The following is a 12,616-nucleotide window of genomic DNA, read 5'->3' on the forward strand; positions in this document are numbered from 1 at the left end:
GATGATTCATGCCCAGATTCGCGACAGCGCCGAACGGGAGTACGTCTGCTGGGGCGTCACGGTGATCAGGTCGCAAACCTCGACGAGTTCGCCCGGCACCGCATTGCCGAAGTGGTGCAGACCCGGTGCGATCACGGCGTCGACGCCGAAGGTGCGGACGACGTCGACGAGGCGATCCACCGGCGCGTCGGTGCCGGCGCCGAAGGTCACCGTCTTACACAACTCGTAACCCAGGCGTTTGGCCAGACTCCGCATCTGCGCTTCGTCCCAATCCTGGGACACACCCGAGACGTCCTTGCGGAGATATCCCAGTGCGGGTGGTTTGGCCCTCATCGGTACTCCCTTGCCGCGTTGCCGAAGTAGTCGAAGCGCCTGCACTCCTGCGGCTCGCGCGGTGTCGGCGCATCGAATTGCAGGCTGAGCAAGTTATTGACATCATATGTTGTCAACAGCAGTCGATGTCAACATGTGAGGCGTTCGACAAAGCGGCTTTCCGGCATCGCCCGCACCGAGCGTACCGCCGAAGGGCGAGCTGCGCCGGTTGCGCCGCCTGGCAATGGGATCTGTTGGACCACAACACTTTTCGGTAACAGACCGGACACGGGGTGGTGTCGGGACACAGCCTTCGAACCGGCGGTCCATTCCCATGGACGACGCGGCCGATGCGTCGGCTATTCCAGAATTCCGGTCTGCCTGCCCGCGCCGGGCGCCTGGGTCAGTGGCCGCCGCGCCAAGACCGCACCGAGGGCGATCATGCCCGCGCCGAGCACGAAATGCAGCCAATTGTCGGCCGTATCGAGCGGCACGAAGTTCGCGTCGCTGCCGGGGTTCACGACGAGTCCGTACAGCCACAGCACGAGATAGAGGGCACCGCCGCCGAGGAGGAACGCGCGCGCCGACGGAGCCGTGCGGGCGGCCAGCACTCCGGTGAGGCCGAAAGCCAGATGGACCGCGTTGTGCAGCACCGACACGCTGAACAGACCGAGCAACTGGGCCTGCGAGTGATGTCCCGCCCAATCGAGTTCGCCGTAATCGGTCGTGATCCCCGGAATGAACCCCAGGATCCCGACCAGGAGGAACGCGGCTCCCACCGCCATGGCGGCGACCTGAAGAGGAGACCGCCGATCCGTTGTCGCGCCCGGTGTGGAATTGGACATCGCCGAACCAGCCCTTTCGGTGTGGGTGGACCTCCGTCCACACCGTGCTACCCGGGCGACAACGAGGCAAACAACGACAGCCCAGCCCGGCGGGACGACATCGCCCCGCAGCGAGCGGCAGAGTCCGAGCACCGCCCATCGCGACGAACGAGCGAGACATGGTCGTGCTGAGACGCCACCCACATACCGTGCGACAGAGGCACTTTCGTGATTAGCATCTCCTCCGTTCGGCGCACCGAAAGCCACGGCGGCGAAAGCATCGGCGTTCGCGCTGGTTATTCCGTTCGCAGCGGGGTCGGTCGCGGCTTTCGGACACGATTGCGGAGGCATCGGCCCCGCGCCGCGGACTCGCGCGCGCCATCCGGTCGGTGAATACTGTTGACGACTCGAAAACAACTGTCCGCCTTGGTAAGCCGACGCAGTCTGTCAACCGGATGGTGATGCCAGGGAGGCAAGGACCGTGTTGGTCTGGTGTGTTGTGACGATGATCGTGGTCGTTCTGCTGGGAGGAGCGGCGTCGGCGATGGCATGGGATCCGCGGGGGCGTCGCCGCTCGGCCGCCGCTACGCCGGTTCCGGTGTCGGTGACCTCGGAGTCCACCGTGCCGAACCAGGGCGAGTGGCCGCGCACACGGTGAACGCGACGTCCGGCCCGCAAGAGGGATACCCGGATGAGTGCACGGGCGCGGTAGCGACGATGCGCCGGCCGCTGTCGCCGGAGGCGCGTTTGCGGCCGCATTGCTCGCTCTAGCACCTTCCGTCATCAGCGGCATACTCGGAATCTCTCGGGCGCATTCTGTTCGCACGAAGGTGCGGTCGTAGCCTTCCCCGGATCGGGATCGCACCGGCGGCAAGATCGTCCGCACCACCGCCGAACTTTTGCCGGGAAGCATCGTCGTCCCCGCGATTTCCGATCACGCTGATCGAGTCCATTGCTGCCGATTCACGATCCGAGGCACGGTTGTCCAGGGCGGGCAGGCGGTTGGAGGCGTGGTGGCGAACGGATCAGCCCGGACATTCCGGTGTCCGGAGTCATGAGCTACGGGAGAGGCGCACTGCTCGCCGCGGCCGCCGACAGCGAGGCCGGGCAGGACCCCCGCACCCTGCGCAGCGGGCTGGCGATCATGCTGCGCGGGTGCGGGCGGGCACCGGGCGCCGCCGCGGTCGCGATCGGCTCCGGCCTGGTGAACGCGTGCTGCATGGTGCTCGCCGCGAGAGCCGTCGGATGGAGTACGGAGCACGTGGTGGTCGCGAGCTTCGCCGAGGGCCGTTTCCTGGCGGGCGCCGCCGCGACCGGTGCGGCCTTCGTGCTGGCGGTCTCGCTGCTGCGCATCGCGACGATCATCCTGCGCGGTGTGGCGACCGGCACGGTGCAATACCGCAACGAGGCCCAGACCCGCAAAGCCGTGGTCGCGCAATACCTGCGGCTGGGCATCGCCTGGCATCGCCGCAGGCCGGCCGGGCAACTGGTCTCCCGCGCGATCTCCGACGTGGAGACGGCCTGGGATCCCATGCAGCACTTCCCTTTCGCGGTCGGTATGACCGCCATGCTGCTGTTGGTCATGGTCGACATCGCGCTCGCCGACCTCTGGCTCGCTCTGATCGCGCTGGTGCTCATCCCGCTGGTGCTGGCCGCGAATCTGCTCTACCAACGGGTGCTCGCACCGCGGGCCCGGGCGGCTCAGCAGCAGCGAGCACTGGTCAGCGGGCTCGCGCACGAGGCCATCGCCGGACGGCAGGTGGTGCGCACCCTCGGCATCGGCGATCGGGAGATCGATCGTTTCGCGGCGGCCGCCGACGCCTCCCGCGCGGCGAACCGGCACATGGGCAACGCGAGCGCCGTCTTCGACCCCGCGATCGAGCTGATGCCGCCCCTGGCGGCGCTGGCCATCCTGGCCGTCGGCGTGGCACGGGTCGACGCCGGGCTGCTCGGCGTCGGCGCCCTGGTGGAGGTGATCTACCTGCTCATCACCACCGCGATTCCGCTCAACGTCATCGCCCGCTTCCTCGGCGTGCTACCGCTGGGCGTGGCGGGGCAGACCCGAGTCGACCACGTACTCACCGCCGCCGACCGCCCGGCGCACGGGCAGCTCCCACTCGGCGCGCACGATCGCGGCGTCGCCGTGCAGCTCGCCGGAGCCGGTTACGGCTACACCGGCGACACCCGCGCGGTGCGCGACCTGACCGTACGGGTACGTCCCGGCGCCGTACTGGCGGTGGTCGGCGCGACCGGCGCGGGCAAGAGCACGCTGCTGGCGCTGCTGGCGCATCTGCTCGAGGCCGACCGGGGCGCAGTCGCGCTCACCGGGGTCGACACCCGGCGCCTCGCACCGGACGCGGTGCGCCGCCGGACCGCGCTGGTCACCCAGAACGCCTTCTTGTTCGCCGACACCGCTCGCGCCAACATCACCCTCGGCGCCGCGGCCTCGGACGAAGAGATCGAGCGCGCGCTGCGCATCGCCGACGCCGCGGGGTTCGTCGGCCGCCTCCCCGACGGCCTGGACACCTACCTCAGCGAAACCGTGCAACTCTCCGGTGGTCAACGTCAGCGGTTGGCGCTGGCGCGCGCCGTCTTCCGCCGCCCCGGCCTGCTCCTGCTCGACGACGCCACCTCCGCGCTGGACCCCCTGGTGGAGCGGACCGTGGTGGAGGCGCTGCGCGCCGAGTACGCGGGCGACGACCGCCGCACCACGGTGGTGCTGGTCGGGCATCGCGCCGCGACGGTCGGTCTCGCCGACACCGTGGTTTTCCTCGCCGGTGGACGCATCGTCGCGCAGGGACGGCACGAGGACCTTCTCGCTACCGAACCGGCGTATCGCGCGCTGCTCGGCGCATACCACGCGTCCGATCAGACCGACACCATGGAGCCGGCGTGGTGAACACGAGTCCAACCGAGCCGACGGGACCCGACTACCGAACCACCGGTCTACTGCGCCGGGTGCGCCGCGACACCGTGCTGTCCCGCCGCACTCTCGCGGTGATCTTGCTACTGGCCGTCGTCGCGGCCTCCGGCCGGATCGTCATCCCCGTCACCATCCAATACGCCCTCGACCACGCGCTGCTCGGTGCGATCGACCAGGCCACCCGCGCACGCGTCGTGACCGGCGCCGTGTTCGCCGGAGTACTCGCGGTACTGCTGGCGATGCTCGCTTCCGCGTTGATGAACCACCGGGTCATCCGCACCGTCGAGCAGGCACTGCTGGATCTGCGGGTGGCCGCCTTCGCCCGCATCCTGCGCCTTTCCCCCGCCCATCCCCGCGCGGATTCCGCAGGCGCTCTCGTCGCGCGCGTCACCAACGACGTCGACGTGGTCACGCTGTACGCCCAGTCCGGCGGAATCACACTGGTGCAGAACATCTCTCAGATGCTGCTGGCGCTCGTGGTGATGCTGGTCTACTCGTGGCCGCTCGCGCTGCTCGTGCTATTGATCGGCATCGGCGTCCCGGTCGCGGGCCACACGTTGCAGCAGTGGGTGGCGCGCCGCTTCGATGCCGTGCGCCGAAGCATCGGCGAACTCTACGGCGGCCTGCTGGAAGTGCTCGTCGGCATCGACACCATCCGCGGTTACGGCATCGAGGAACGGATGCGCGCCCGCGCCGACGCGCAGATCGACGCCGTTCTCGACGCCCAGCGGCGCACCCTGTGGCCGATGGGATTCAACGTCTCCATCGGCGAGGTCGCCAGCGGGCTCATCACCACCTCGGTGGTGGTGGCGGGCACCGCGGCCGGAATGGGCGTGCTGGGACCGGAGCTCGGGCTCAGCGCGGGCGACATCGTCGCCTTCCTGTTCCTGGTGACCTTCTTCGTCCGACCCATGCAGTTCGCCGTCAGCAGCCTCGCCGACGCCCGCAATGCCGAGGCCGGCCTGCGGCGCGTGGTCGAAATCCTGGACATCCCCGAGGAATCCACGGCGGCTCGGCGCACAACGCTGCCATCCGGCCCGGCCATCGTGGAACTGCGCGGCGTCGGCTTCCACTACTCCCCCGACCGGCCCGCGTTACGCGGCCTGGACGTGCGTATCGCGCCCGGCGAGCACGTCGCCGTCGTCGGCGAGACCGGCTCCGGCAAGAGCACTTTCGCGAAACTCGTGACCCGGCAGCTGCTGCCGACCAGCGGCACGCTCACCCTGTGGGGTGTCGACCTCACAGAGATCGCCGACGAAGCACTCACCCGGCGGGTCGCGATCGTCCCGCAGGACGCCTTCCTCTTCGATCGCACCGTCGGCGAGAACATCGCGCTCGGTCGCGCGGGCGATTCCCGCGACGCCGTGCTCGACGTACTGGCCCGGCTCGGGTTGCGGGACTGGGTGCGGACTCTGCCGCAGGGACTGGAGACTCCGGTCGGCCAGCGCGGCGAGGCCTTGTCGGCGGGTGAACGCCAGCTCGTGGCCTTGGCCAGGACCGCACTGGTCGATCCAGATCTGCTCGTCCTCGACGAGGCCACCAGTGGCGTCGACGCGGGCACCGACGTGCGGGTGCAACACGCGCTGGCGCGCCTCACCCGCGGCCGCACCACCCTCACGATCGCGCATCGGATGCACACGGCCGAGACCGCCGATCGGGTGCTGCTCTTCCACGAGGGCCGGATCACCGAGGACGGCACCCACACCGAACTGCTCGAACGCGGCGGGCGCTACGCGCGCCTCCACGCGGTGTGGGCACGCGACACCGTGTCGCCCTCACGACGGATTCCCACCGACGTCGGCGGGTGATCCGGGGCGCGGCAGGCGATCACGGAAACGGCCGAGGCGGTCGCACCACACCGACGAAGTTCGTGCGATGGGTGACGCCACGCCTCGGCCGCCATTGCGACGAGCGGCTCAGCTGACGGAGACGCTGCCGCCCTTGGGCAGATACCCGATCTTCTCCACGGGCAGCTCGCCGACCACGGAACCGGTGCAGTCCCTTCCGGAGTACAGCGTGACGGCACGATCGGTGCTGTTGACGACGGTGATCTGGAACGTGGTGTAGAAAAGTCCGTCGGTGTTCAGGCAGCCCACCGGATCCGCGTGCAGTTCGCCGTTGATCCCCAGCGTGCCGACCGCGGCCTGCGCCGTCCCCGCCGACAGCATGGCCGCGGCCCCCGCCAGGGCCAGCGCACCGACAAACCCAGCAGTACGAATCATTCGTGCCTCCAGTTCTTTTCGATGTCGACCAACCCCGAAGCCGACTTCTGGTGAAAATGCGCCTGTGATTCTGTCACGAGTTCCAGCAGGACGGAACCGCGCTGGTCAGGCGCACGCGAACACGGCACCGCCCGGCCGGGCACCGGTGGCGCCCCGCCGAGCGGGCTCGTGATCAGGCGACAGCGCCCTCGGCGCGAAGGGCCTTGACCTCCCGGCGCACCCCGAACGCCACGATGATCTCCATGAGGCCGACGATGATCAGCCACACTCCGGCCAGGACGGCCAGCGTGGCCACCGACCGCACCGGCCAGACGATCAGCACGACACCGGCCGCCGCGGTGACGACCCCGAAGAGGACCTGCCACCAGCGTCCCGGCATCTCCGGTTCGGAGATGCCGGCCACCAGCAGCGCGATCCCGCGAAACAGCCAGCCGATGCCGATCCACAACCCGAGCAGCAGCAACGAGGCCAGTTCGTCGCGGAAGCAGAACACACCGATCACGATGGACAGCACGCCGATGATGAACGCCAGCACCCGCAGGCCGGTGCTCGCCGGTGCGCCGAAGGCGGCGACCAGCTGCAGGAAGCCGGTGACCACCAGGTAGATGCCGAAGACGATGCCCGCCGCCGCCAGAGTGATGTCGGGCCAGACCAGGATCAGGATGCCGAGGATCACCGCGAAAACGCCGGTCAGCAGGATGGTTTGCCACGCACGGCGGGCAAGAGACTGCAGTGGACCCTCTACCACGCTGTTTGTCGTCATTCACTGATGCTATAGCCGCTCCACATGAGTTCTCTGGACATTTGCTGAGTGGGATTCCCCGCGGTTTTCCGGTAGCCGCGACAACGTTGCGCGGTGTTCACGTTTCGCTGTTCGAACGTCCGGGTAGTTATGCCTTAGTGACTCTTCCTTGGCGCCCCTGGGCTGAACGGGTGGGTCGGGGTTCGGTGAGACTCGGGTGGCTAGGAGAAGAGGGTGGCGGTTCTGCTCGTGTTGCAGGCGCGTGGGCTGGGTGATCTACTCACCGCGGTCCCGGCTCTACGTGCGCTGCGCCGGGCCAAACCGCACGATCGCATCGTTTTGGCGGCACCGCTGCGACTCAAACCGATCGTCGACCTGATCGCCTCGGTCGACGCCTTGATGCCGACCGCCGATCCGAGCGGCTTCCGCTGGGACGCGCCTCCCCCCGAGTTGGCGGTCAACCTGCACGGCTCGAGCGCCGAAAGTATCGTCACGCTGTCCAAGACCCGGGCCGAGCGCATACTCACCTTCCGCAATCCCGCGTTCCCCGAGTTGTCCGGCCCGGAGTGGGAACCGGACATGCACCAGGTGGACCGCTGGTGTCACCTGCTCGAGTACGACGGCATCGGCGCGGATCGCCGCAACCTCGGACTGGTTCCGCCGGTGTCGACGACCAGCCGCCGCGACTGCGTGGTCGTGCACGTCGGCGCGGGCGCACCGGCCCGCCGCTGGCCGGCGGACCGGTTCGCCGCCGTCGTCCGGCACCTGCTCGCCCTCGGGCGAGAGGTGGTTCTCACCGGGGACGAATACGAACGCCAACTCGCGCTGGGCATCGCCGCGCGGGCAGGCCTGCCCGTGGGCCGGGTGCTCGCCGGGCAGCAGAACCTCATCGATCTGGCCGCCACCGTCGCCGAGGCGGCCCTGGTGATCTGCGGAGACACCGGCGTGGCGCATCTGGCCACGGCGTTCGGCACCCGCACCGTCCTGTTGTTCGGCCCGACGCCGCCGCGGTGGGCGGGTCCGCCCGCGCACCTGCTCGGCAGGCACGCCGTGCTGTGGACCGGCCACGTCGGCGATCCGGACGCCGACACCCCCGACCCCGGTCTGTTGCAGATCGGCGTCACCGAGGTGATCAACGCCGTCGACAAGCAGCTGAGCAAGCGCAATTGGCCCGGCACGGGTACCGACCGCCGTAAGACGGCGTATCGACGCGTGGGATGACAGGCGTTCGGTGCGGTCGCACCGCCGCGGTCAAGCGTTCGCCGTCGCGGCGGTTTCGAGGGCCGCGGAATAGGCGGCGATCGCACTCGGCCAGAACTGCTCGAGGTAGTCGCGGGCGTCGGCGAGACCGCGCGGGTCGAGGGAATACAGCCTGCGGTTGCCGTCCGGCCGCATCATCACCAACCGCGCCTCGCGCAGCACACGCAGATGCTGTGAGACCGCCGAGCTGGTCACTCGAAGTTCTCGAGCGAGTTCGCCGACCGAGCGCGCGGCCTGCGGCAGGGCCTCGAAGATCGCGCGGCGGGTCGGGTCCGCCAGCGCCGTGATGGCACGAACTCCATTAGTCGCCACTCACACAGTCTGCGCACCCAGCTTTTCTCCGGTCAACTATCGACACGGCATCGTCTTCCCAGCTCGCATGGGAATCCGGCGCCTTTCGTCACCTTTCTGTGACCGGCGAGCTGGGTTTTTGCCCGGCGGTGACGGTTGCCACAGGATTGCGGATACCCGAGACGGCTGCCGTACGTTCGACGCATGCCCGTGACCTTTCCGTTACCGATCCGTCGCGCCGCGACGCGGTTGCGCCGTGATCGCGCCGCCGCCCGCGTCGTCGCCGCCTCCGCGGTCGTCACCGCCTCCTTCGGCATCCTCGCCGCGGCGCAGCAGGACGAGGACACCGACGCGTCCGCCCGTCTCGTCGCGGGGAAGATCGCCTCGGGCGAGATCCGCCCGGCCGAGGGCATGGCTCGATTCGCCGTCTTCACCCCGCCGACCGGTCCGGCGCCGCAGGCCGCCCCGATGCCCGCGCCCTCGGACGTGAACCGCATCGCGCAGAACTTCGCGCGCCCCATGACCGTCCGGCCCGCAGCGGGCGTGCTCACCTCGAATTTCGGCACGCGCTGGGGCGCGATGCACGCGGGCCTGGATTTCGGTGACCCGCTCGGAGCTCCGATCGCCGCGGTCACCGACGGCGTCGTGATCGAGGCCGGTCCCGCTTCGGGCTTCGGCCTGTGGGTGCGCGTGCAGCAGGACGACGGCACCATCGGCGTCTACGGCCACGTGAACGACATCCTCGCCACCGTCGGACAGCAGGTCCGTGCGGGCGACGTCATCGCGACGGTCGGCAATCGTGGCTACTCCACCGGCCCGCATCTGCACTACGAGGTCCGTCTGCCCGACGGCACGCCGATCGATCCGCGGCCCTGGCTGGCCGGACGCGGCATCGACGTCGGGTATGCGCAGGAGGACTGATCTCGCGAACGGACCCGGCGACAGCGCCGTCGCCCGCGAGGGCCGCGAACGCAACGACGCGTTCGCGGCCCGCTTCTTCTCTCCAGGCGGGCCGGGCACGACGGGCACGACGGCCCGCGATCTCGCCGCGGGATCACATCGTGTGAGCCGACCGGACGAGCTGTGACAGCGAGCCGGGGCACGAGCTATGCGGCGGCATGTGCGTCTGCGGTACCGACCGATCGTGTCGCCCGATACCCGGGTACTAGGCGCGAATAGCGCCGCGGCGGGACGCCCTCCGGCGTCCGTGATTTCTACGTTCGGTCCATGTCCACAACATATTTCGCCACCGCGCCCGAAGACGGGTCGCGGGCGAGCGCGAAGACGGCGACGCGCGGGCGACTGCATCGGCCACTGCTGGGCACGGTCGCCGCGATGACGGCGCTCGTCCTGTTCTCCCTCGCGGCGATGCCGATCGACGACCGCACGCTGCTCGGCGAATCGGTCTGGCTCAAGCCGATGAAATTCGGCCTGGCGTTCGCGCTCTACAGCCTCACCCTGGCGTGGCTGCTGTCGTTGCCGCACAAGGGCAGCCGGGTCACCTGGTGGCTGGGCTCGGTGTTCGCGGTGACCGGATTCATCGATGTGGGATTCATCGTGCTGCAGGCCGCACGCGGCACGTTCAGCCACTTCAATACCGAGGACGACCCGGTGAACTCGATCGGGCAGATGGTCTTCGCCTCCGGCGTGCCCGGCCTGTTCCTGGCCAACCTGCTCATCGTGCTGATCTTGTCCTGGCAGCGTTTGGTGGACCGCCCGACCGCACGCGCTGTCCACGCCGGACTGGCACTGGCCGTGGCGGGCATGGCGCTGGGCTACCTGATGGGCTTCACCGGCAAGCAACTCGTCCGCGACAGTGACGGACGAATCGTCGAATTGGCCGCCGGGCACACGGTGCTGTCCGGCGCGGGCGATCTCGCCGCGCGCGACGCCACGCGCGGCATGCCGATCACGCACTGGAGCACGGTCGGCGGAGACCTGCGCGTTCCGCACTTCGTCGGGCTGCACGGCATCCAGGTGCTGCTGCTGGTGGCCGTCGCGCTCGCCTGGCTCGCTCCCCGGTACCGCTGGCTGCGCCCCGAACGCGCCCGCGCGGCCGTCGTGGGTGTGCTCGCGGCGGGCTACGCCGGCCTGCTGGCGCTGGTCTTCTGGCAGGCGATGCGCGGCCAGTCGCTGGTCCACCCGGACACCGCCACCTGGTCGGCGGGCTGCGGACTCGCCGCGACCGTAGTCGCGCTGCTCGCCGCGGCGTATCTACGCCACCGCGACCGCGCCGCACACCCGAACCCGGCGGACCCGGTCAGCGCAGACGTTCCGCGTCACGGGTGAGCGCGACCAGCGTCTTGCCGAGCACGGCCAGCTCATCGGGCGTCGCCCCCTCCGCGATGGCGGTGGCGACGTCCTCGGCGGCGCAGCGGGCAGCGAACCAGCGATCGGCCAAGTCGGCGGCCTCCTGGGCACTGAGTACCACCGCGTCGTCGGGAATCCCCGTTCCCTTCAGACTGTTGCGGTGTTCGTAGGCGCGTTGGCGACAGGACTGGCGGCAGTACCGGCGACGGCGGCCGGCCTCCGATTCCACGATCTCCCGCCCACACCACTGGCAGGACAAGCGGCGCGACATGACGCAGAACACTAATAGCTCGCCATCCGCGGTCCACTCAGCGACCCCCGGCGAATCACCCGCCATCGGGCGCGACGAGTCCTGTGCGCCGCGGGCACTACAATGGAACGGTTCACCGCGGCCGCGTCGGGAACTATCGGCGCAGGCCCGATCGTTGTACATCAGGTCCGGCGGGTGCCACGCGCACTCGCGCGGACACGGTCGCAGCGCACGAAGACTCGAGCACACAGGGAGAGGCACACCATGGCAGATCGCGTACTCCGAGGCAGTCGGCTCGGAGCGGTGAGCTACGAGACCGATCGCGACCACGACCTGGCTCCGCGTCGGATCGCCCGGTACCGGACCGACAACGGCGAGGAATTCGACGTTCCCTTCGCCGACGACGCCGAGATCCCGCCGACCTGGCTGTGCCGCAACGGCCAGGAGGGCGTGCTGGTCGAAGGCACCAGCCAGGAGACCAAGAAGGTCAAGCCGCCGCGCACGCACTGGGACATGCTGCTGGAACGCCGCAGCAAGGAGGAGCTCGAGGAGTTGCTCAAGGAGCGCTTGGAGCTGCTCAAGACCCGCCGCCGCGCCTGACGGTTCGCGAATACTGAAACGGCCGCCGCATCGTCCGGATGCCGGCGGCCGTTCGCTGTTCGCGTGGTCGTGCGGGTCAGTGACTGGCCACCTTGCGGTAGCGCAGCAGCGCCAGCGGCACGGCCACCACGAGGATCGCCACCGAGCAGGCTGCCGCGTATTCGACGCTGTGGTCGGCGGCCCAGCCGCTGGGCGGGACGAAGGTGGGCGGCGAGTCGTTGTCGAACAGCTTTCGTCCCGCCGCCGACACCGCGGTGATCGGATTCCACTCGGCGATCGTGCGCAGCGGACCCGGCAGCGTCTCGGCCGAGATGAACGCCGAGGAGATGAACGTCAGCGGGAACAGCCAGATCAGTCCGGCGCTCTGTGCCACTTCGACGGTCGGCGACATCAGGCCCGTCAGCGCGCCGACCCAGGACATCGCGAAGGCGAACAGCAGGATCACCGCGAACGCCAGCACGGCGTCGGAGACGCTGCCGTGGATGCGCCAGCCCACGATGTACCCGCACCCGACCATCACCGCCAAACTCAGGATGTTGACCACCAGGTCCGACAGCGTGCGGCCCATCAGCACGGCCAGCCGCGACATCGGCAGCGCGCGCATCCGGTCGATGATGCCCTTCTGCAGGTCCCCGGCCAGGCCGACCGTGGTGAACGCGGCGTTGAACGCCACCGTCTGGGTGAAGATGCCCGCGAGCAGGAATTCGCGGTATTGGCCGCCGCCCAGCGAGGCGCCGAAGATGTAGGCGAACAAGAACACGAACATCAGCGGTTGGATCGTGGCCGTCACCAGCAGCGTCGGCACGCGCAGAATGGTGAGCAGATTGCGGTGCGCGACGATCGCGCTGTCCCGGAACAACCGCAGCCGCGGGGCGGAATTCG

Annotated in this window: 14 protein-coding genes; 7 read left to right on the forward strand and 7 right to left on the reverse strand. The window is 69.3% G+C overall.

What is annotated here, in order from left to right:
• Window positions 1-6 precede the first annotated feature (6 nt).
• Complete coding sequence (locus ACIHAX_RS19835; RefSeq protein WP_355080913.1) at window positions 7-333, reverse strand: hypothetical protein; 327 nt, start codon at window positions 331-333, stop codon at window positions 7-9.
• Window positions 334-671: 338 nt separating this feature from the next.
• Complete coding sequence (locus tag ACIHAX_RS19840) at window positions 672-1,157, reverse strand: DUF4383 domain-containing protein (RefSeq protein ID WP_397278938.1); 486 nt, start codon at window positions 1,155-1,157, stop codon at window positions 672-674.
• Between the two features lie 1,033 nt (window positions 1,158-2,190).
• Between ACIHAX_RS19840 and ACIHAX_RS19845 the strand changes: the two genes are divergently transcribed.
• Together ACIHAX_RS19845 and ACIHAX_RS19850 are read left to right on the forward strand one after the other, a co-directional pair.
• Window positions 2,191-4,035, forward strand: a complete 1,845-nt coding sequence (locus ACIHAX_RS19845; RefSeq protein WP_364428152.1) for an ABC transporter ATP-binding protein — start codon at window positions 2,191-2,193, stop codon at window positions 4,033-4,035.
• Entirely contained in the window at window positions 4,032-5,867 is a 1,836-nt protein-coding gene (locus ACIHAX_RS19850) for an ABC transporter ATP-binding protein (RefSeq protein ID WP_397278941.1), read from the forward strand. Before ACIHAX_RS19845 ends, ACIHAX_RS19850 begins: the two co-directional genes overlap by 4 nt.
• A 108-nt stretch (window positions 5,868-5,975) precedes the next feature.
• Here ACIHAX_RS19850 and ACIHAX_RS19855 read toward each other — a convergent pair whose 3' ends face one another.
• Both ACIHAX_RS19855 and ACIHAX_RS19860 read right to left on the reverse strand, forming a co-directional pair.
• Window positions 5,976-6,281: a hypothetical protein gene (locus ACIHAX_RS19855; protein WP_355077673.1), complete on the reverse strand. Its 306-nt coding sequence runs from the start codon at window positions 6,279-6,281 to the stop codon at window positions 5,976-5,978.
• 172 nt (window positions 6,282-6,453) lie between these two features.
• Entirely contained in the window at window positions 6,454-7,044 is a 591-nt protein-coding gene (locus ACIHAX_RS19860) for an HdeD family acid-resistance protein (RefSeq protein WP_355077672.1), read from the reverse strand.
• A gap of 213 nt (window positions 7,045-7,257) precedes the next feature.
• On the opposite strand from ACIHAX_RS19860, the gene ACIHAX_RS19865 reads away from it, so the two are divergent.
• The gene (locus tag ACIHAX_RS19865; RefSeq protein ID WP_356962128.1) at window positions 7,258-8,244 is read left to right on the forward strand and encodes a glycosyltransferase family 9 protein; all 987 of its coding nucleotides are present in this window, start codon (window positions 7,258-7,260) and stop codon (window positions 8,242-8,244) included.
• A 30-nt stretch (window positions 8,245-8,274) separates the two neighbouring features.
• Here the strand turns inward: ACIHAX_RS19865 and ACIHAX_RS19870 are convergent, their stop codons facing one another.
• Window positions 8,275-8,595: an ArsR/SmtB family transcription factor gene (locus ACIHAX_RS19870; protein ID WP_397278943.1), complete on the reverse strand. Its 321-nt coding sequence runs from the start codon at window positions 8,593-8,595 to the stop codon at window positions 8,275-8,277.
• 183 nt (window positions 8,596-8,778) lie between these two features.
• Between ACIHAX_RS19870 and ACIHAX_RS19875 the strand changes: the two genes are divergently transcribed.
• The 3 genes from ACIHAX_RS19875 (at window position 8,779) to ACIHAX_RS19885 (ending at window position 10,863) form a co-directional block, all read left to right on the forward strand.
• Window positions 8,779-9,495, forward strand: coding sequence for a M23 family metallopeptidase (locus ACIHAX_RS19875; RefSeq protein WP_364428162.1), 717 nt, complete (start codon window positions 8,779-8,781; stop codon window positions 9,493-9,495).
• Window positions 9,479-9,661 (forward strand): hypothetical protein, encoded by a 183-nt coding sequence (locus ACIHAX_RS19880; protein WP_397278945.1) that lies wholly within the window; start codon window positions 9,479-9,481, stop codon window positions 9,659-9,661. The genes ACIHAX_RS19875 and ACIHAX_RS19880 overlap by 17 nt, the downstream gene beginning before the upstream one ends.
• Before the next feature lie 140 nt (window positions 9,662-9,801).
• Window positions 9,802-10,863 (forward strand): hypothetical protein, encoded by a 1,062-nt coding sequence (locus tag ACIHAX_RS19885; protein WP_364428168.1) that lies wholly within the window; start codon window positions 9,802-9,804, stop codon window positions 10,861-10,863.
• Here ACIHAX_RS19885 and ACIHAX_RS19890 read toward each other — a convergent pair.
• Window positions 10,835-11,155: a hypothetical protein gene (locus tag ACIHAX_RS19890; RefSeq protein WP_355077663.1), complete on the reverse strand. Its 321-nt coding sequence runs from the start codon at window positions 11,153-11,155 to the stop codon at window positions 10,835-10,837. The two genes, ACIHAX_RS19885 and ACIHAX_RS19890, sit on opposite strands and share 29 nt — an antisense overlap.
• Before the next feature lie 243 nt (window positions 11,156-11,398).
• On the opposite strand from ACIHAX_RS19890, the gene ACIHAX_RS19895 reads away from it, so the two are divergent.
• Window positions 11,399-11,734, forward strand: coding sequence for an RNA polymerase-binding protein RbpA (locus tag ACIHAX_RS19895; RefSeq protein ID WP_355077661.1), 336 nt, complete (start codon window positions 11,399-11,401; stop codon window positions 11,732-11,734).
• A gap of 76 nt (window positions 11,735-11,810) precedes the next feature.
• Here ACIHAX_RS19895 and ACIHAX_RS19900 read toward each other — a convergent pair whose 3' ends face one another.
• Window positions 11,811-12,593, reverse strand: a complete 783-nt coding sequence (locus tag ACIHAX_RS19900) for an ABC transporter permease (RefSeq protein WP_355077700.1) — start codon at window positions 12,591-12,593, stop codon at window positions 11,811-11,813.
• Window positions 12,594-12,616 lie beyond the last annotated feature (23 nt).

Source organism: Nocardia sp. NPDC051929 (genome assembly GCF_044548645.1).
Taxonomy (GTDB): domain Bacteria; phylum Actinomycetota; class Actinomycetes; order Mycobacteriales; family Mycobacteriaceae; genus Nocardia; species Nocardia sichangensis.

Bases quoted from the DNA above. Each gene is read 5' to 3' on its own strand.
- ACIHAX_RS19835 (WP_355080913.1), bottom strand. From the start codon at position 333: ATGAGGGCCAAACCACCCGCACTGGGATATCTCCGCAAGGACGTCTCG.
- ACIHAX_RS19840 (WP_397278938.1), bottom strand. From the start codon at position 1,157: ATGTCCAATTCCACACCGGGCGCGACAACGGATCGGCGGTCTCCTCTT.
- ACIHAX_RS19845 (WP_364428152.1), top strand. From the start codon at position 2,191: ATGAGCTACGGGAGAGGCGCACTGCTCGCCGCGGCCGCCGACAGCGAG.
- ACIHAX_RS19855 (WP_355077673.1), bottom strand. From the start codon at position 6,281: ATGATTCGTACTGCTGGGTTTGTCGGTGCGCTGGCCCTGGCGGGGGCC.
- ACIHAX_RS19860 (WP_355077672.1), bottom strand. From the start codon at position 7,044: ATGACGACAAACAGCGTGGTAGAGGGTCCACTGCAGTCTCTTGCCCGC.
- ACIHAX_RS19875 (WP_364428162.1), top strand. From the start codon at position 8,779: ATGCCCGTGACCTTTCCGTTACCGATCCGTCGCGCCGCGACGCGGTTG.
- ACIHAX_RS19880 (WP_397278945.1), top strand. From the start codon at position 9,479: ATGCGCAGGAGGACTGATCTCGCGAACGGACCCGGCGACAGCGCCGTC.
- ACIHAX_RS19885 (WP_364428168.1), top strand. From the start codon at position 9,802: ATGTCCACAACATATTTCGCCACCGCGCCCGAAGACGGGTCGCGGGCG.
- ACIHAX_RS19890 (WP_355077663.1), bottom strand. From the start codon at position 11,155: ATGTCGCGCCGCTTGTCCTGCCAGTGGTGTGGGCGGGAGATCGTGGAA.
- ACIHAX_RS19895 (WP_355077661.1), top strand. From the start codon at position 11,399: ATGGCAGATCGCGTACTCCGAGGCAGTCGGCTCGGAGCGGTGAGCTAC.